The 18,393-nt window shown below is 62.7% G+C and carries 18 protein-coding genes; 10 read left to right on the forward strand and 8 right to left on the reverse strand.

Going from position 1 to position 18,393, the window contains the following annotated elements:
• Nucleotides 1-201: 201 nt before the first annotated feature.
• From hpt to C440_RS14190, 3 genes are all read right to left on the reverse strand, one after another.
• Nucleotides 202-768 (reverse strand): hypoxanthine/guanine phosphoribosyltransferase, encoded by a 567-nt coding sequence (gene hpt / locus C440_RS14180; RefSeq protein ID WP_008321270.1) that lies wholly within the window; start codon nt 766-768, stop codon nt 202-204.
• A gap of 277 nt (nt 769-1,045) precedes the next feature.
• Nucleotides 1,046-1,447: a hypothetical protein gene (locus C440_RS14185; RefSeq protein WP_049915883.1), complete on the reverse strand. Its 402-nt coding sequence runs from the start codon at nt 1,445-1,447 to the stop codon at nt 1,046-1,048.
• A 346-nt stretch (nt 1,448-1,793) separates the two neighbouring features.
• Nucleotides 1,794-2,135 (reverse strand): winged helix-turn-helix domain-containing protein, encoded by a 342-nt coding sequence (locus tag C440_RS14190; protein ID WP_008321272.1) that lies wholly within the window; start codon nt 2,133-2,135, stop codon nt 1,794-1,796.
• Nucleotides 2,136-2,511: 376 nt separating this feature from the next.
• Here C440_RS14190 and mbhE point away from each other — a divergent pair, with 376 nt between their 5' ends.
• From mbhE to mnhG, 7 genes are read left to right on the forward strand one after another with little or no spacing between them, the layout of a single operon-like run.
• Nucleotides 2,512-4,917: a hydrogen gas-evolving membrane-bound hydrogenase subunit E gene (gene mbhE, locus C440_RS14195; RefSeq protein ID WP_008321273.1), complete on the forward strand. Its 2,406-nt coding sequence runs from the start codon at nt 2,512-2,514 to the stop codon at nt 4,915-4,917.
• On the forward strand, nt 4,914-5,387 hold the full coding sequence (locus C440_RS14200; protein ID WP_008321274.1) for an MnhB domain-containing protein: 474 nt from the start codon (nt 4,914-4,916) through the stop codon (nt 5,385-5,387). Before mbhE ends, C440_RS14200 begins: the two co-directional genes overlap by 4 nt.
• Nucleotides 5,384-5,728, forward strand: coding sequence for a sodium:proton antiporter (locus C440_RS14205; RefSeq protein WP_008321275.1), 345 nt, complete (start codon nt 5,384-5,386; stop codon nt 5,726-5,728). Before C440_RS14200 ends, C440_RS14205 begins: the two co-directional genes overlap by 4 nt.
• On the forward strand, nt 5,725-7,428 hold the full coding sequence (locus C440_RS14210; RefSeq protein WP_008321276.1) for a Na+/H+ antiporter subunit D: 1,704 nt from the start codon (nt 5,725-5,727) through the stop codon (nt 7,426-7,428). The genes C440_RS14205 and C440_RS14210 overlap by 4 nt, the downstream gene beginning before the upstream one ends.
• Entirely contained in the window at nt 7,425-8,021 is a 597-nt protein-coding gene (locus C440_RS14215) for a Na+/H+ antiporter subunit E (RefSeq protein WP_049915886.1), read from the forward strand. Before C440_RS14210 ends, C440_RS14215 begins: the two co-directional genes overlap by 4 nt.
• Nucleotides 8,014-8,307: a monovalent cation/H+ antiporter complex subunit F gene (locus tag C440_RS14220; RefSeq protein ID WP_008321278.1), complete on the forward strand. Its 294-nt coding sequence runs from the start codon at nt 8,014-8,016 to the stop codon at nt 8,305-8,307. The genes C440_RS14215 and C440_RS14220 overlap by 8 nt, the downstream gene beginning before the upstream one ends.
• Complete coding sequence (gene mnhG / locus C440_RS14225) at nt 8,304-8,690, forward strand: monovalent cation/H(+) antiporter subunit G (protein WP_008321279.1); 387 nt, start codon at nt 8,304-8,306, stop codon at nt 8,688-8,690. The genes C440_RS14220 and mnhG overlap by 4 nt, the downstream gene beginning before the upstream one ends.
• Before the next feature lie 7 nt (nt 8,691-8,697).
• Here mnhG and coaBC read toward each other — a convergent pair whose 3' ends face one another.
• The 3 genes from coaBC to C440_RS14240 form a co-directional block, all read right to left on the reverse strand.
• The gene (gene coaBC, locus C440_RS14230) at nt 8,698-9,870 is read right to left on the reverse strand and encodes a bifunctional phosphopantothenoylcysteine decarboxylase/phosphopantothenate--cysteine ligase CoaBC (RefSeq protein ID WP_008321280.1); all 1,173 of its coding nucleotides are present in this window, start codon (nt 9,868-9,870) and stop codon (nt 8,698-8,700) included.
• Nucleotides 9,871-9,971: 101 nt separating this feature from the next.
• Nucleotides 9,972-10,751 (reverse strand): FAD-dependent oxidoreductase, encoded by a 780-nt coding sequence (locus C440_RS14235; protein ID WP_008321281.1) that lies wholly within the window; start codon nt 10,749-10,751, stop codon nt 9,972-9,974.
• Nucleotides 10,752-10,822: 71 nt separating this feature from the next.
• Complete coding sequence (locus C440_RS14240) at nt 10,823-11,743, reverse strand: DUF7551 domain-containing protein (RefSeq protein ID WP_049915888.1); 921 nt, start codon at nt 11,741-11,743, stop codon at nt 10,823-10,825.
• 115 nt (nt 11,744-11,858) lie between these two features.
• On the opposite strand from C440_RS14240, the gene C440_RS14245 reads away from it, so the two are divergent.
• The 3 genes from C440_RS14245 (at nt 11,859) to C440_RS14255 (ending at nt 15,651) form a co-directional block, all read left to right on the forward strand.
• On the forward strand, nt 11,859-12,395 hold the full coding sequence (locus tag C440_RS14245; RefSeq protein ID WP_008321284.1) for a type II toxin-antitoxin system RatA family toxin: 537 nt from the start codon (nt 11,859-11,861) through the stop codon (nt 12,393-12,395).
• Nucleotides 12,396-12,498: 103 nt separating this feature from the next.
• Complete coding sequence (gene trkA, locus C440_RS14250; RefSeq protein WP_008321285.1) at nt 12,499-13,836, forward strand: Trk system potassium transporter TrkA; 1,338 nt, start codon at nt 12,499-12,501, stop codon at nt 13,834-13,836.
• Between the two features lie 210 nt (nt 13,837-14,046).
• Nucleotides 14,047-15,651, forward strand: coding sequence for a TrkH family potassium uptake protein (locus C440_RS14255; protein WP_008321286.1), 1,605 nt, complete (start codon nt 14,047-14,049; stop codon nt 15,649-15,651).
• A 26-nt stretch (nt 15,652-15,677) separates the two neighbouring features.
• Here the strand turns inward: C440_RS14255 and C440_RS14260 are convergent, their stop codons facing one another.
• Entirely contained in the window at nt 15,678-17,339 is a 1,662-nt protein-coding gene (locus tag C440_RS14260) for a TrkH family potassium uptake protein (protein WP_008321287.1), read from the reverse strand.
• Complete coding sequence (locus C440_RS14265; RefSeq protein ID WP_008321288.1) at nt 17,339-18,019, reverse strand: potassium channel family protein; 681 nt, start codon at nt 18,017-18,019, stop codon at nt 17,339-17,341. Before C440_RS14265 ends, C440_RS14260 begins: the two co-directional genes overlap by 1 nt.
• Nucleotides 18,020-18,393: the final 374 nt, after the last annotated feature.

Consider the following 18,393-nt stretch of genomic DNA (forward strand, 5'->3'; position numbering starts at 1 on the left):
GATTAACTGACATTGTTTCGAAATCACCCCGCCGCAGTATACGAAAATAAATAAATAGTTTAGAAGTTGTTTTCTGTTCGACGCGGCACGAACACTCATAAAGGGAGCCGAGCGCGCCCACAGCAACGGTTCGAACAGCGGCGCTGTGGCTGGCGTCGAACGCAGTTGCCCGGGAAAACAGCGAGTTGGTTTCGAGCGTCGTCAGTCGTCGCCGTGTTCGTCAACGATGACGACTTCACCGTCTTCGACGGTCACGTTGATGAGCGTCTTGACGTGATGGTCCGAATCGTCGAGTTCGGTCGGGCCGGCTTTCTTGATGATGGCGACGGTGTCAACGACATCCGCGCCGATGTGGTCGAGCGCGTCGAGGACGGCTTTCATCGTGCCGCCGGTCGAAAGCACGTCGTCGAGAACGAGCACGCGGTCGCCCTCGTTGACGTCGTTGATGAACATGTCGCCTTCGGAGTATCCGGTCTGCTGGTGGAGCGACACCTCGCCGTCGAGTCCATACTCGCGCTTGCGGATGACGACGAGCGGGATGTCGGTCATGAGCGACACTGCGGTCGAGATGTGGATACCCATGGCCGCAGGCGTGACGATTTTGTCCACGTCTTCGAGGTCCGCCTTGCGGATGATTCTGATGACAATCTCACGAAGGAGTCCCGGCTTGAGCATCGGGACGCCGTCACTGATGGGATGAACGAAGTACTCGTAGTCTCCTTTTTCGATGATCGGCGCGTCGAGAAGGGACTGCCGCAACTGGTCCATGACGCCCGTTTCCCGGGTTAGACATAAAATGTGGCGGTTCGAAGCCTGTCGGACACGGCGACCCACGATGCGCGGTATCGACTCCCGAGGGCGTGGCTCCCGAAGACGTTCGTGGCCGCGTTGTCACTCGACGCGGTCGGCGTCGTCACTCGAACATAAGAGTCGCGTTTGCAATTGGGTACACAGCCGACCGCACGACGGCGTTCGATGGAGTGTGCACTACCGTGCAAACGCTACGATAGGTTGTCGCCTCGGGACAGCACGGTCCCGAGTACGGTTACATACCGCCGAGGAGCTGTGAAGCCGTCCGCACGAGCGGTTCGACGGGTTCGTCCGGTTCGACGAAGAGCAACATGCCACGACCGCCACAGTACACCTGCAAGACACCGTAGTCGTCACGCTCTTTGAACCGGTATTCGACGCTGTTCTGAACCGGACTGAGTCCGGAGAACAACCCCCGTTCCATGAACTCGCGCCGAGTCTCCTCGGCGAGCGAACTCAAGTGTGCGACGAGTTCGTCGCGGCTCCCGAAGGCCTCACGGACCGTCCCCCCGACGTGAAACAGATCGAACGCTGTCGCACCGTAAACGGCGACCAACGAGACAGCCCCCTCAGACGTGTCCCGAATCGCCTCCATTGCGACATCACTGTCGGGTCCCGGTCCGTTTACGGATGCCATCCGTGCCGGGTCGATTATCATTCGCTTCCCCCCACGCCCTGACGCTGCGCGTCTCCCTGCCCGGAGCGCGCGCCTGGACACTTCATGGAATTCAGATAGTCTCTCGATGCTATAAATGTGGAGGTGGACTTTCGCTCGCTGAAAAATAGACGACCGCGCGGTGTTATTATGTTCTTCAACGATAATTTGAGAGTGATTGTCTAGTACTGTTGAACTGACAAAATTGCGTTTGAATGCAAATATCACTCTCGGCTCGAATGTGAGGAAAGACCGCTTTTAGCCGGGTTTTACAAGGGACGTGCTCTCGGTCTCGAAACGAGAGCGCTGAGACGGAAGCGACGACGATTTACTCGGTGTCTGCGTCGCGGTGTTCGCTACCGGCCGATTGGTCGTCCGAGACGACTTCGACGAAAAATCCCTCTTCCGACAGCGAAACCATCGTCCGGTCGAACGTACACTCGTACTGGCGGTAGTGCGTGCCGTCGTCTCGGACCCTCGTGGTCGATGCGACGAGACCACACCCACACAGTTGGTCGAGTCGCCGGTACACTGTCGGAAGTGAGCGGTTGAGTGTCTCACCGAGTTCTTTTGCGGACCGCGGTTCCCGACGGAGCGCCACGAGAAGCGCTCTCGACTCAGTATCCCCGAGCACGTTGAGTAGTTCGTTGCTCGCCACACTTCCATCCATCCTGGTCAAAGCGTCCGAATGTGTGTATAAAGTAGTTGCGACCCCGTGACAACCACCCGCACAAGAACGGGTTTTTCCCGCCGGAGTCGAAGACGCACAACCGGTATCTCTGACTGCTCAAATCGCCAGTGCTCCGGGTCGTCGGGACCGAGACCAATCACAGTGGTCCCACCTCAGACGAGTGCTATCGTGAGACAGCCGCTGTCACCGGCAGTTCACAATCGCAAAGTGAGTTGCCAATCATTTACGTTCAAATTTGAATATCAATCAATATACCGGTTTTATTTGGAATACGGACAGCTTTTTGAGTTGATTCGACAGCGAAGGGCCGATGGGTTTGACAACACCTAAGTCTGCGCTACCCACAATTTCTCCCGTGCAACCCACACCGGAAGTCGTCCTCGCGGTCGTCTTCCTGCCGTTTCTCGCCGCGGCGTTCACCCCTGCCGTCTATCGGCTCCTCGGTGAGCGCACGGCGTACTTCGCGGCCGCCGTCGCGTTGGTCACTCTCGGCCTCGTGACGGACCAGTATCTCGCGGGGGCAGATGGAACCGTTGCGTTCGAATGGATTCCCTCGCTCGGCGTCTCGCTGGCGTTTCACGTAGACGGGTTGGCGCTTCTCATCGCCTTCCTCGCCAGCGGTGTCGGCGTGCTCATCCTTACCTACTCGGGAGGCTACATGCACGGCGAGCCGGGCCAGGCGAAATACTACGCGACGCTGTTGGCATTCATGGGGTCGATGCTCGGGGTGGCCCTCGCAGGCGACCTCATCGCCCTCTTCGTCTTCTGGGAGCTGACGAGTCTCTCGTCGTTCATTCTCATCGGTCACTACACCGGGGAGAAAGCGTCCCAGTACGCCGCCCGGAAGTCGATGCTAATCACCGTCTCCGGTGGCCTGTTCATGCTAGTCGGCTTCCTCCTTTTGGTCTGGGCGTCCGGACAGACGACGGCCATCGAGGGGACGACCTACAGCATTCAGACACTCATCGCGCACGCGGACGCGATCCGCGAGGTGCTTTCCGCCTCCGGACTGCTCGTTCCCGTGCTCGTTCTCGTCGGTCTCGGCGCGGCGACGAAGTCCGCGCAGGTCCCGTTTCACGTGTGGCTTCCGAACGCGATGGAAGCCCCGACGCCGGTCTCGGCGTTCCTTCATTCCGCGACGATGGTCAAAGCTGGCGTCTACCTCGTCGGCCGCTTCCGACCGCTGTTCCTTCCGGAGGACGCGGCGGTCCTCGGCGAGTGGACGCTTATTTTCGCCGTGCTCGGCCTGCTGACGATGACCGTCGCGGCCATGCTCGCGGTGAGCGCGACCGACATCAAGGAACTGCTCGCGTACTCCACCGCCTCGCACCTCGGTCTCATCATCGCCGCGTTCGGCTTCGCAAACAGCTACGGTGCCGAAGCCGGCGCGTTCCACATCCTGAACCACGCGAGCTTCAAGGCGGCGCTGTTCATGGTCGCCGGAATCATCGCTCACGAGGCCGGAACACGGAAGATTGACCGCCTCGGCGGGCTTCGGAAACACCTCCCAATTACGGCGGTTATCGCGGTCGTCGCATCGCTTTCGATGGCCGGGTTCCCGCCGTTCAACGGCTTCTACTCGAAGGAGCTGTTGTTCGAATCGACCTACTACGCCGCAAAACACATGGGAGGTATCGCGTGGGTCTTCCCGGTCGTGGCGGTGTTCGGGAGCATCTTCACGTTCCTCTATTCCATCAAGTTCGCCTCGCTGTTCTTCGGCGACGAACCCGACGGACTGGGTCACGTCCACCGCCCGCCGATTGCGATGCTCGTTCCGCCGGCCATTCTCGGCGCGCTCGTGCTCGCAATCTCGGCACAGCCGAACCTCTTCATCGAGGGTCTCGTCGGCGAGGTCTACGGGAGTGTCGTCCCCGGCGACGCGCACTCGTTTTCGGTGCACTTCCCCACTGAACTGACGCCGTACGTCATCATGAGTATCATCACAATCGTCGTCGGCGCGGTGTCGTTCCCGTTCTACGACACCCTCCACGACGGTATCAACGCGGCCCTTCGCGGTCCGACTCGCGCCAACTGGTGGTACGATAACTTCGTCGAAGGCCTGACGACTACGAGCGTCGCGGTCACACCGAAGGTTCAGACCGGTCTCCTTCGCACGTACGCGACGTGGAGTCTCTTCGGCTTCGTCGCGCTCGCACTCGGCGGCTACGCGGCCGCCGGCCTGCAGATACCGGCCATCGACGGACTCAGCGTTTCGATCCCCATCGTGCTCGTCTTACTCGTGGCGCTCGTCGCCGCGTTCGCGGTGGACATCGCGCCGTCGCACGTCGCCGGTGTGCTGACGCTCTCTATCGTCGGCTTCATGGTCGCAATCTTCTACATCCTCGCGGACGCGCCCGACCTCGCGTTGACGCAACTCGTGGTCGAGACGCTCGTGTTGGTCATCTTCCTGCTCGTCTTGGACCGCCTTCCGGCGTTCTACGGCGACGCACCCGACAGGACCGTCTCCATCCGAGACGGGCTTCTCTCGTTGGCCGTCGGCACGACGGTGGCTCTCACCGTCCTCTTTTCGACGGATGCATCGCCAGACCCGCTCCTACAGCGGTTCTTCATCGAACGCGGGGGCGTCCCTGCCGAGCATCCGCCGTTCTTCGCGGACTTCGGCGGTGGGTCGAACATCGTCAACGTCATCCTCGTTGACTTCCGGGGAATCGATACGATGGGTGAGATTTCAGTCGTCGTGATGGCGTCACTCGCCATCTTGACGCTGGTTCGCATGCGTGGACAGGGTGAGACCCAATGAGCGGCTCGTCCGGTCGTACGACGGTCATCTCACGGACCGTCGCGCGCATCGTCGTCCCGATCATCTTGGTGACGGCGATTGCGCTTTTGTTCCGCGGACACAACCTGCCGGGCGGCGGTTTCATCGGGGCCGTCCTCGCCGCCGCCGCCTTCGCGCTCGTGTACGTCATCTTCGGGCTGGAGTTCATCCAGCGCGAGATTCTCGACATCGCCCCCGACGGGTCAGAGCGACACCAACTCGTCGAGAGCTATCGCTGGATGGCCTCGCTCGGCCTCGCGCTCGCGGTCGCATCCAGCCTCGCACCGCTCGCATTCGACATGCCGTTCCTGACGCAGGGCGTGTTGTTCGTGGAGGGCATCCCGATTTACCACGAACTCGAAGTTGCGAGCGCGTTCGCCTTCGACATCGGCGTCTTCTTCGCCGTCGTCGGTGGCCTTCTCACGATTGTCGCGGAGGTCGGTAACGAATGACACAAGTATTCCTCGCCGTCGTTCTCGGCGTTCTCTTCACCATCGGCACGTATCTCGTCCTCCGTCGGGACGTCGTACGCGTCGTCTGGGGTATCAGCATCATCAGTCAATCGGCGAACGTCTACCTCGTCACCATGGGCGGGTTCGACGGTCTCGCGCCCATCCTCTCCGGTCACGGTGGCGGCGATGTTGCGGCCACGTCGGACCCAATCGTTCAGGCGTTGGTGCTCACCGCCATCGTCATCGGATTCGGGACGACGGCGCTGGCTCTCGTCTTGACCTACCGGGTGTACGAGGAACACGGAACTATCGACATGTACGAACTCGGAGGTAGCAGATGAGTACGCTCGTCATCGCACCGCTCCTCGTGGCCCTCGTGACAGCCATTCTGACACTGCTCACGCGCCCGAGCGACATACTCCAGCGGACGGTCAGTCTGCTCGGCGCGGTCGGCTATCTCGTCGCCGTCGTCGCGCTGTTCGACGAGGTGATTCTCCCCCTCGGGAGCGAACCGGCCACGCTCGTCTATCAAGTCTCTAACTGGGCCGCGCCGTTCGGTATCTCGCTCGTCGCCGACGCGCTCTCGGTGTTCATGCTGGCGCTCACCGGCTTCGTGTCGCTTCTGGTGCTCGTGTACTCCATCGCCTCGGTCGATGGGTTCGGCCAGCGACTCAGCTACCACCCGCTGTATCACTTCATGGTGGTCGGTGTGACCGGCTCGTTCCTCACCGGCGACATCTTCAACCTGTTCGTCTGGTTCGAGGTCATGCTCATGTCGAGTTACATCCTCGTGTTGTTCTACTCCGGGCGCGAGCACACCCGCGCGGCGCTCAACTACGTCGTGCTCAACCTCATCGGGAGCGCGGTGATGCTCATCGCCATCGGTGGTCTCTACAGCACGACCGGCACGCTCAACATGGCCGACTTGGCCCAGCGACTCGCCGCGCCCGGCGCGTACGACGTTGCGCTCCTCCCGACACTCGGTCTCTCCGCGGTGTTGTTTTCGGTCTTCGCGCTGAAGGCCGGTCTCGCACCCTTCCAGTTTTGGGTGCCGGCGGCCTACCGCGCCGCTCCGTCACCGGTGACTGCGATGCTCGCTGGTGTCGTGAAGAAGGTCGGCGTCTACGCCATCATCCGGCTGTACTTCACCATCTTCGCCGCGGCCGCTATCGACCTCTCGTTCCTCGGCATCTCCGGAAACTCCTTCCTCGGCTTCTTCGGCCCGGTCATGTTCGTCATGGCCGCGGTCAGCATCATCCTCGGCGGTATCGGGGCCGTCGGCCGCGACGACGTGGATGGTATCCTCGCGTTCTCCTCTATCAGCCAGGTGGGCTTTATCGTCCTCCCGCTTGCGGTGGCCGCGACCGCACCGTCCGAGACCGTTCGCGTGCTCGGCGTGACCGCCGCGCTCGTCTACGCGTTCAACCACGGTCTCGCCAAGAGCCTGCTGTTCCTCGCAAGCGGCACCATTCAGGACACCATCGGAAGCGACCGCATCTCCGACCTCGGCGGTCTCGCAAACCGCGCACCGGTGCTCGCGGCGGGCTTCCTCCTCGGTGCGCTGACGCTCATCGGCGTCCCACCGCTTTCGGGCTTCTTCGGGAAGTACCTCGTCTTCCAAGCCGCCGCGGAGGCGTTCGCCGCCGGGGCCGCCGGTGCCGGACTCGCGCTTGCAGTCGCCCTCGCCGGTGCAATCTTGACCATCGCCTACTACACCCGCGCGTGGAACGCGGTGTTCTGGGGCCGCCCGAGCGACCTCGTGAACGCGGCGCTCCCTGACCGCTGGTCGATTGGCTCGCGTGACGTGGCGATGACCGACGGTGGCGACGGCAACCTCGAACGACTCGAACTCACCACGCAGGTGACGGTGGTCGTTGCGCTCGCGGTCGCCGCCATCGGCTTCGGCATCGGTTTCGAGGCGCTTTTTGCCACGGCCGACGCCGCGGCCCACGCCGCGCTCGATACGAACGGCTACATCGACGCCGTGATGAACGGTCCAGGCGTCGGTCTCGAAGCCGCGACTGGAGGTGGCCACGCATGAGTCGCCGCTGGCCAATTTCAGGGGTCGTCATGGCCATCCTCTGGCTGTTCGTCCGCGGGACCGAACTCACGCCGGTGCGACTCTTCGAAGAGTTCCTCATCGGACTCGGCGTCGGGATGGGTATCGCGTACTTCTTCCGGCGATTCTACGCGGACGAGACGTCTGTCCGACGGAGCGCCCAGGCCGCACCCTACGCGGTGTTGTACCTGACGACGTTCCTCTGGGAACTCCTCACGGCGAACATCGACGTGGCTCGACGGACGCTGTCGCCGTCGATGCCTATCGACCCGGCCGTCGTGGAGGTCCCGCTCCGCGTGCGTTCGGCCGTCGCCATCACGACGATTGCGAACAGTATCACCCTGACTCCGGGGACGTTGACCATGGATTACGACGACGACACGAACACGCTGTACGTGCACAGCATCGACGGGAGCGACCCCGACGGCATCCTCGAACCGATTCGCCGGTGGGAAGATTACGCGCTCGTCATCTTCGACGAAGAACTGAAGCCCGGCGACCCTGCGCCACAAGTGCAGGCCGACGGGGAAGACGGACAGACCGCGGCTGTCGCGGGAGGTGAGCAACATGGCTGACCCGGCGTACCTCTCGTTGTTGGACGACGCGTTGTTCGCCGGACTCGTCCTTGCGGCGGGGCTGACGCTCCTCGTGAGTTACCGCGTCATTCGCGGGCCGACGGTTCCCGACCGCGTCGTCGCACTCGACACGATTGGGACGAACGTCGTCGCCATCGCCGCCCTGTACGCTATGTTCTCCGGGCAGGGCTTCTTCGTCGGTGTGAGCCTCGTGCTCGCCATTATCGGGTTTATCAGCACGATTACCGTGGCTCGGTACGTCACGGAGGGGGACATCATCGAATGAGCGCCGAAGCCACCGCCGCCGTGACGGTCGGTCCCGTCCGCGCGGCCCTCGTCGGCCTGCTTGTCCTCGTCGGAGGGTTCTTCCTCGTCGTCGGGACCATCGGCCTGCTTCGGTTCCCCACCATCTACAACCGGATGCACGCCACGTCGAAGGCGACCACCCTCGGTGCGGCCTCTATCGCCCTCGCCGCGTCGGTGTACTACCTGCCGCACGGTGACGGACTGATGGCACTCGTGACGGTGCTGTTTTTGTTCCTCACCGCCCCGACCGGCGCGCACATGATTTCGCAGGCCGCCCAACGGATGGGCGTCCCATTCGTCGATGGCGTCGAATGGCCCGGTGACGAAGACGACCTGATGACCGAAGCCGACGCCGACGACTAATCGTCGGTCAATCCTCGGTCTCTTGTACGAGTACTGTTTTTAGTTCGGCCGCCACGCGAGCGCCGAGTCCGTCTTTCGAGCCGACGAACTCGCCCGTCTCGCCGTCGTGGACAATCAGTGCGCGCGTCTCCTCGGCACCCATCACCGAGGCGTCGTTGGCGACGACGAACGCGAGACCGACGCGGTCCATGATGCGTCTCGCCTCGCCGACCATCGCGTCGTCGTCCCCCGTCGTCTCAGCCTTGAAGCCGACGATGGGCAGGTCCGGATGCGACTCACGAACCGTGTCGATGAGCTTCGGCGTGGGTTCGAGGTCAAGCGTGCGGGCCTCACCCGAGCGAATCTTCTGGTCGGCGGCATCGACGGTGAAATCAGAGATGGCCGCCGCAGAGACGAGCGCGTCCGCGCCGGCTTCGACCGCCGCCTCGACCGCATCGAGCATCTCGGCCGCCGATTCGATACCGAGCACGTCCGCGTAGTGAACGTCGCCGCCGTCGTGGACGAGCGTCACGTCCGCACCGCGGATGGCGAGCGCGCGGGCGACTGCGCGTCCCGTCCGGCCCGACGCGCGGTTCGACAGGGTTCGAATGGGGTCGATAGACTCCGTCGTCGCACCGGCGGTGACGACGACTGATTTCCCGGCGAGCGTCTGTTCCGACGTCGCCTTCGCAACGCCGGTGATGACGGCCTCCTCGGTGGCGATTTTGGCTTTCCCCTCTTCGAGACGCGGGGTGACGAACTCGACGTCCCACGACCGCACGCGGTCGATGGCGTCTGCGACGCCCGGATGGTCGTACATCGGCTCGTGCATCGCAGGTGTGACGACGACCGGGACGCCGGCCCCGAGCGCAGTGGTCGCACAGGTCGTGACAGGCGAGTCGTCGATGGCGCTGGCTATCTTCCCGACCGTGTTGGCCGTCGCCGGCGCGACGAGAAAGACGTCCGCCCACCCGTCGCGGCCGCAGAGTTCGACGTGTTCGACGCGACCGGTGATTTCTGTCACCACGTCGTGTTCGGTGGCGAACTCGACGGCCCACGGGTGGATGATTCCCGTCGATGCGTCGGTCATCACTGCACGAACCGACGCACCGTGCCGACGGAGTTCGTGCGCCAACTCGACGACTTTCACGGCCGCGATACTACCCGTCACCCCGAGCGCGACGTTCACACCTTCGAGCATTCACTCGTCTCTGCGCCCGCTAGCGGTTAAAAGGATTCGCGTCCGCGAACACGGACTCGCACACGAGCACGAGCGAGGACTCAGAGCCGGATAGCGGCGAACTACTCGTCTAGTCGTCCGAGTTCGTCGTCAACCAGGCTCGGATGTGTCCGCTGTGGTTCGGCGTGCGGTTCTGCGAAGAACGATTGCATGACTGCGCGCGATTCTGCCTCGCGGCGTTCGCGCTCGTCGGCGTCGATTTCCTCACACGCCGGCGGGACCTCTCGCCCGCGGTCCGTGAAGTAGCCGGTCGGCGTCACCCAGTCGTTGTAGAACGGCGTCTCAGAGTCGTGGACGAGCGTGATGGCCGTTTCCGCGGCGTCGCCGGCGGCGACGACCGTCTGGTGGTAGATTTCGGTGATGCGGCCGGCGGCGTACAGTCCGGAGACGGCGGTTCGACCGCAGTCATCGACATCGACGTACGTTTTCGACCCGGCGTCTCGGAGTTCGACACCGGTCCCTTCGAGATACGACGCGTCAGACCACGAAGCGGCGACGACCCGCGTGGCGGTAATCGATTCCTCGCCGGCTTCGGATTCGACCGTCGCACGGAACCTCGGGTCGTCCGCGTCACCGAGGACGTCGAGCGCGACGACGCGCCCGGTCTGCCTGTTCGCGCCGCTCCGGTCTGCCTGCTCCGTGAGGAGGTCGGTGAACAGTCGGCTGTTGACGCCCGCGGGAAAGCCCGCCACGTTTTCGAGGTGCGCGTTTCGGCGGACGATAGACTCGCCTTCGTTCACGACGAGCGTATCGAGACCGGCACGTGCGAGAAACGTCGCCGCGGTAAGCCCTGCGACGCCACCGCCGACGACGAGGACATCCCGTGGTTGTGATTCGCTCATATCCGGAGATAGCCAAGCGGCGACTAAAGCCGTATGGGTGTTGCGAGCGACCGGCGTGGCGTCGGCGACCGTTACAGCTGTTGTGACGCGCCAGTGTCGTTGAGCCAGCGGTTTTCGATGGCTTCGACGCTGACGAGCCCCGCCGAGTCGCCGCCGGGGACGAGTTGCACTCGAAGCCGCCACCGGCCATCAGAAAGCGCCTCACCGCCGATGAACCGAACCCCGAACTCCGGCGCACAGCGGCGCAGACAGACCGCAACTGGAAGCGTCGGGATGCGGCCGGTTCGCTCCGCGAGCGCGTACTGACCAACCGTGAGTTCCCACGTCTCGCCTGCGGTCTCCGGCGGGTCCGCGCCCGCTCGTCTCTCGTCCGTTTCGCACACCGAGCGCATCGAAAAGCCGTCGATGAACCCGACCGATTGAAGGGTTCGAAGCGTCACACCGACCGGATTTGGCGTTGTCCGCGGCGCAAAAAACGACGCGGCCGTCTCGATAACCGTCGTCTGTTCCGCCTGGGAGAGACGAACGTCGAGTTCGCTCATCAGACTCCACAGCATGGTCAGACAGAAATTGTCGTGGTCTTCGACGACCTCAGTCAGCGTGAGATACGTCTCCATCGCCGCCGATTCGACGACTCGGTGGCCCGTCTCCGCGAGCGCTTCGAACAGCGCCCCCGAGATATCGTGACAGAACGCGCTGTACCGAGCGTGTCTGTCACCCGAGTCTATCTCGAGCGGTTGCATCGGCCGCTCAGACAACTCGTTGACCAACGGCTCGTGGTACGGTACTCCGGGGTCGTACCGTCGAAGGACAGCACGGTAGTCACTCACCAGCTCCGCGGCCTCGCCGGCGCTGTGCCGGTCAGGAAACTGTCGCCCAATTACCGCACCGGGTTCTGTCCCGGTCCGTCCGCACACAACTATGTAGTCGCCATCGGAACATGCCAGCGCCCGAATTTCGGACCTGATGTCCCGCAGCGTCCCCCCCACCATTCGGCTGTAGGTCTCGACAGGGGCCGATTATATGTTGCGATTGCGATGATGTACGGGACGGGTCACCGAACCGCCAGCCCACAAGGCTTAGTTTACCCCGAGCAAATGCTGGTTCGTGGACGAGATAGCCGTCAGCACCGTCGTCTACCTGCCGCCTGAGGAGGTATACGACTTCCTCGTGGACTTCCCGCGGTACGCCAACTACTCGAAGCATCTCCGGGACGTACGGCAGTTTGGCGACGGATCGCCGGGGACGAAATACGATCTCCACTTCTCGTGGTGGAAACTTACCTACACCGCGAAGTCGGAGGTGACGGACGTGACGCCGCCGACGCGAATCGACTGGTCGATTATCAAGGACATCGACGCGGTGGGTCGCTGGCGCGTCGAGTCGCTCGACGAACTGCCGGAGCACGCACCGTCGGACGCCGAGACGGCCTGTCGCGTCTTTTTCGAGGTCGAGTACGACACACAGAGCGTCTCGGCTGGCGATATCGACCTGCCGCGGTTCGTCTCTCTCGGCTGGGTCGTCGAGAAAGTAAAGCCCGTCCTCCAGAAGGAAGCAGAGCGCATCGTCGAGCGAATCGTCGCCGACATCGAAGGCCGCCCCCGGCGGGTCGAACTGACGATACACACGAATCGCAATACGTGACCGACACACTGCTTTTCGACGTCGAAACGGCTCCGCGTGTCGAAGGGAAATGCACATACGCGCAGGCAGTCCAACGAAGACGTATGATAGGGGCTGGTCACTCGTGCGCGTGATAATCATCGGCGCTGGGCAGGTGGGGTCGTCGATCGCGGCCGACCTGGACAACTCCCACGAAGTCGTCATTATCGACTGCGACCCCGAGCGAGTCGACGAACTGAACTACTCGCTCGACGTGCTCGCGCTTCACGGCGACGGGACGTCCGTCGATACGCTCGAAGAAGCGGACGTCGAGCGCGCCGACATGGTCATCGCATCGACCGACGACGACGAGACGAACATCGTCGCGTGCGCGACGGCCAAAGCCATCTCCAACGCGTTCACCATCGCCCGCGTGAAAAACACGGAGTATCTCCGGACGTGGCAACGCTCTGAGAAGGCCTTCGGCATCGACTTCATGGTCTGTACGAACCTGCTCGCCGCGGAGTCTATCGTCCGCGTCGTCGGGCTTCCGGCCGCCCGCGACGTAGACCCGTTCGCGGGCGGACAGGTTCAGATGGCCGAGTTCGAAGTTAACGAAGAAAGCCCCGTTGCGAACCAGACCGTCAGCGAGGCCGACCGGTTCGACGCGCTCACGTTCGCGGCGATTCTCCGAGACGGCGAGGTGACGATTCCACGCGGTGACACCGTTATCGAACCGGGCGACCGCGTCGTCGTCATCGGTAGTCCACAGAGCGTTCAAGGCTTTGCGAGTTCGGTTTCACCGGACGAGCCGCCGGGCACGGCAGAAGAGGTCGTCATCGTCGGCGGGAGCGAAATCGGCTACCACGTCGCCAGACTGCTCGAAGAACGCGGGTTCAAGCCGCGACTCATCGAACAGGACGCAGATCGTGCCCGCGAACTCGCCGAAGAGCTACCCGGAACCATCGTCATGGAAAGCGATGCGACCGACATCGACTTCCTCGAACGCGAGTACATCGGCGACGCCGACCTGCTCGTCTCCGCGCTCGACTCCGACGAGAAGAACCTGCTTGTCTCGCTTTTAGCCGCCCGACTGGGCGTCGAACGAACCGTCGCAGTCATCGACACGACGCCGTACGTGGACCTCTTCGAGGCCGTCGGCGTCAGCGTCGGCGTCAGCCCCCGAGAAGTCGTCGCCGAGGAGATAACGCGCTTTACCCGCGACGGCGGCGCGGAGAACGTCGCACTCATCGAATCGGACAAGGCCGAGGTGCTCGAAATCGAAATTGACGCCGAAAGCATACTCGCCGGGAAACCCATCCGCGAGTCGATTGCGTCGCTCCCCGAAGGCGTCGTCATCGGCGCAATCACGCGACGACGCGAGTTCATAACGCCTCGTGGTGACACCATCATTAAACCAGGCGACCACGTCGTCGTCTTCGTCGATAGCTATGTCACCGACGAAGTGTCGCCGAAACTGTAAGCGACTCTGACCTGATTTTCTGTCTTCCTATTCCGCGTCCACGCGTCCCTGTGTCCCCGTGTCTCTCCTCGGTGCCGTGCGCGCGCTTAACTGCTGTTACTGCGGTACAACGCCCGTTTAGGCGTGCTCGGAGCTATTTTTGGGTCGTTCTCTGACGCGCAGGCGAACCCGAACAGGGAAGAACCCGGCGCGCAGTACGTTAGTCCACGGATGAAATTGCGGGTCGATTACAGAGCCAGCCTGCGTCTCGTCGGGACCGTACTGAAGTATCTCACAGTCCCGCTTTGTTTCCCTCTCGTCGTCGCACTGTACTACGGTGAGTCGGTGTTACCGTTCGTCGTCACGATGGCCGTCACGGTCCTCGTCGGGACGGGACTCGAACGTCTCGCCGAAGACCCCGACATCGGGACCAGAGAGGGCTTCCTAATGGTCGCAACGACGTGGTTTGCCGTGACGCTCGTCGGTACTATCCCGTATCTCATCGAGGCCCACGGCATCCCGTTTCTCTTCGAGCCGATTCATCCCGGATCGACCCTCGCCAACCCGGTGAACGCACTCTTCGAGACGATGAGCGGCTTTACGACGACCGGAGCGACGGTTCTCGGTGACATCTCGTTCGACTCGCACACACGTGGCATCATGATGTGGCGGCAACTCACCCAGTGGCTCGGCGGGATGGGTATCGTCGTCCTCGCGGTGGCGATTCTGCCCGAACTCTCGGTCGGTGGCGCACAACTGATGGACGCGGAAGCGCCCGGCCCCGGCATCGAAAAGCTCACGCCGCGCATCGCCGAGACGGCCCGCGCGCTCTGGGGCGCGTATCTCGGCCTCACGGTCCTCGAAATCGTCCTCCTCTACGGACTCAACGTCACCGGCCACGCCACGAACATGGGCGTCTACAACGCTATCGCCCACGGGTTGACGACGATGCCGACCGGGGGATTCTCACCGGAAGCAAAGAGTATCGAGGCGTTTTCTGCCGCGGCGCAGTGGGTTATCATCCCCTTCATGCTCGCCGCGGGGACCAACTTCGCGCTCTTCTGGCACGTCCTCACTGGCGACCCGAAACGCCTCGTCCGCGACACCGAATTCAAGTCCTATCTCGGCATCATCGGCGTTATCTCGGCCATTCTCGCGGGATTACTCTTCCTCGGTGACGGACTCATGTCCGTCGCTCCTGCGGGCGAAACCTACGACCAAGTGTACCTCGAAGGCATCCGCACGGCCATTATCGGCAACGTCGAACCGGCGGTTCGCCAGTCGCTGTTTCAAGTCGTCTCCATCGTCACGACGACCGGCTACGCGAGCATCGACTTCAACGCGTGGAGCGCGCCGACGCAGTACCTGCTCTTGTTCGCCATGTTCATCGGCGGGTCCGGCGGTTCGACCGGCGGTGCCGTCAAAATCGTCCGTTGGTACGTCATCCTGAAATCGCTCCGCCGAGAACTGTTTACGACGGCGCACCCGGAGGCGATTCGTCCGGTTCGACTCGCCGGCCGCGCGGTCGATGAACGCGCTATTCGCGGTATCTACGCCTTTACGCTCCTGTATCTCGTGTTGTTCTTCATCTCGGTAGGACTGGTCCACCTCGACGCCGCTCGCGTCGGCTTCGACGTGAGTATCCTCGAAACGATGAGCGCCGTCGCCGCGACGCTCGGAAACGTCGGCCCGGGCTTCGGCATCGTCGGTCCGATGGGGAGCTACCTCGACTTCTCCAACAGTTCGAAACTGTACATGGTCCTCCTGATGTGGGTGGGACGACTGGAGATTCTACCGGTGCTTGTCATCTTCACGCCGGAGTACTGGCGGCGATAGAACCAACCACACGCCGAAAGCCGGTACTACGGGTTCAGGCCGTAGATAACCGCCCGGAAGAACACCAACACGGGAATGATTTCGAGCCGTCCGATCCACATGTTGAAGAGGAACATCGTCTCCGCGATCGGATGCATGGACGGTCCCGTGATGCCCGTCGAGATGCCGACGTTGCCTTGCGCCGATGCGACTTCGAACAGCGCGTCCGCGTAGGTGAACCCCTCCGGGGCGAGGTTCACGAGGAGAACGCTCGACGCGACGAGCAAGAGCACCCAGAGCATCGACACGATGGCCGCCTCGGAGAACTCGCGGTCCATCTCGGGCCGAGACAGTCGCCGACCGTTCATCTCGATGTTCACGACGGCGCTTTCGGGCAGGAACACGCGAGAGAACTGCCACTGAATGCCGCGAGAGATAGTGTATCCGCGGATGATTTTGATGCCGCCGACGGTCGAACCGGCCGCACCGCCGAGCGTCATCGCTCCGGAGAGAAGCAGTTTCCCGCCGTCCGACCACTGACCGAGCGGGGCGGCCTGAAAGCCGGTACACGAAAGCGCGCTGACCCAGTGGAACGCCGAATCGCGGACGACGTCGGCTTCCAGGCCGCCGGCGAGCGTCGAGAGTCCGAAGTAATCGGCCGTTTCGACGAACGCCGTGCCGGCGGTCGCGGGAAGCGAAACGAGATTCTGAAGCGCGAGTACGACACCGCCGACGGCGAAGATGACGAACAACCACCGCGTCTGGAGGTCTGTCCACAACTTGTCGATGTCGCGGTTTCGGAGGATGGTGTAGTGGATGGGAAAGGCGATTGCGCCGAGCGCCATGATGGGCAACAGAATCGTCTCGATGAGCGGCGAGTTGTACGTCCCGATGGAGTTGTCGGTGACGGCGAATCCGCCGGTCGAAAGCCCCGTCATCGCGTGGTTGAGCGCCTGCCAACCGGCCTCCCACAGGGGAAGCGCCGCGCCGTAGTCGCTCGTTCGGATGGCGACAAAGAGGACAGCGACAGAAAGCAACGTGTAGCCGACGAAAATCTTCCAGACCGTCCGAACCGTCGAGACGACGCTCGGGTGAATCTTCTCCTCGCGGGCCTCACCGCGATAGAGGGCGTAACTCCCGCTTCCGGGCCGCGAGAGAATCGAGACGGTGAGGACGATGACACCCACGCCGCCGACCCACTGGATGAGAGAACGCCACCACTGAATCGTCCGCGGAAGCGACGGTTCGTGAATCCCCATCGTCAGACCACTGCCGGTCCAGCCGCTCATGCTCTCGAAGAGCGCGTGCAACGGGTCTCGGAAGTAGACGAGACTCGACTGGCTGTATTCGACGCCCGCCGGGACGAGCGCGGTAAACACCGACTCGGAGGCGAAATGGGCCGTCAGGAAAAACGGGAGCGAGCCGAACGCGGCCGTAGCGAACCAGCCCGCGGCGGCGATTATCATCCCGTGTTTCATGCGCGGTACGGGCGCTTCGTCGAACGCGCTTCGCGCACCGAGACCGACTCCGGCGGTCGCACCCGCGGCGGTGAAGAACGCGAGCGCGGCGTACCACTCACCGAATCCGACGGCGACGAGAACCGAGACGGTCATTAGCAACGATTCCATGGCGAGAAGCGACCCGACGTCGCGGCCGATAACCGCGAGGTCGGCGGGCCACCCGGCGACCAACCGTCCGCGCCGCGTCATCAGTGGTCCTCGTAGTGGCCGAACACGTCAGTCACGTCCGGCGTCGCACCCTTCGCGGAGTAGACAGTCAACAGGTCGTCTGCGCCGATAACCGTGTCTCCGCGTGGCGTAACGGGACCGTCGCTCTCCTCACGCTCGATGGCGACGATGAGTGTATCGCCGTCGAGGAGACCGTCCTGTGCGGCTTCCTGAATGGTCCGCCCCTCGATTGGTGCCTCCTCTTCGACGCGGATTTCGAACACCTCGGCGCGGTCGCCGATGCGCATGTAATCGACGATAGAGGGCCGTTTGACCGCTCGGTAGAGATACTCCGCGATGAGTCGCTGTGGGTTCTCCATCGTGTTGACGCCGATTTGCCGATAGAGACTCATGTGCTCGGGGTTGTGGACGACAGAGACGATATCCGGGATTTCGAGTTCCTTCGCCAACAGACAGACCATGATGTTGGTGGCGTCCTTGTCGGTCGTCGTGATGATAGCGTCGGCGCGGTCCGCGCCGGCCTCTTCGAGCGTCCGTTTGACCGTGGCGTCGTCGTTGAGCACGAGACAGTCGAATTCAGACGCCGCGGCCTCGGCTTTCGCCTCGTCGCGCTCGACGACGACGACCTCGTTACCGCCCTCGGTGGCGATTTCGATGAGCGGCGTCCCGATGTTGCCGGCGCCGACGACGATGATATACATGACGTTCCGGCGTGCGCGTCGGGTCGTGGAAAAACTATCGGCATGTCGGTTCGACTGTCGAATCCAAAATTAGTGAACGATATATTACTGACTCAGTATTCATCCCCCCTATAATTCGGTATTTAGTGCGCCCAGTGGGCATGCGTTCATTGTGGCTGTCACTGTCGTTTTGGCGGCGAGCGGCTCAAGAGTTAGTACTACAGTGCTCACTAGGCCTTTGTCACCTCATAACACATTTGGAAAAAAGTCTGCGGCGGACGTCGAATTCGGACGCCGAACGAGGGGTCGGTCGAGGGGATGTTCGTTGGAGCGCTCAACCGCTCCGGACCGTACACTGCATACCGGCCGGTCGGTCGCGTTTCGCTCGAATCGCG

The organism is Haloferax mucosum ATCC BAA-1512, from assembly GCF_000337815.1.
GTDB classification, from domain to species: Archaea; Halobacteriota; Halobacteria; order Halobacteriales; family Haloferacaceae; genus Haloferax; species Haloferax mucosum.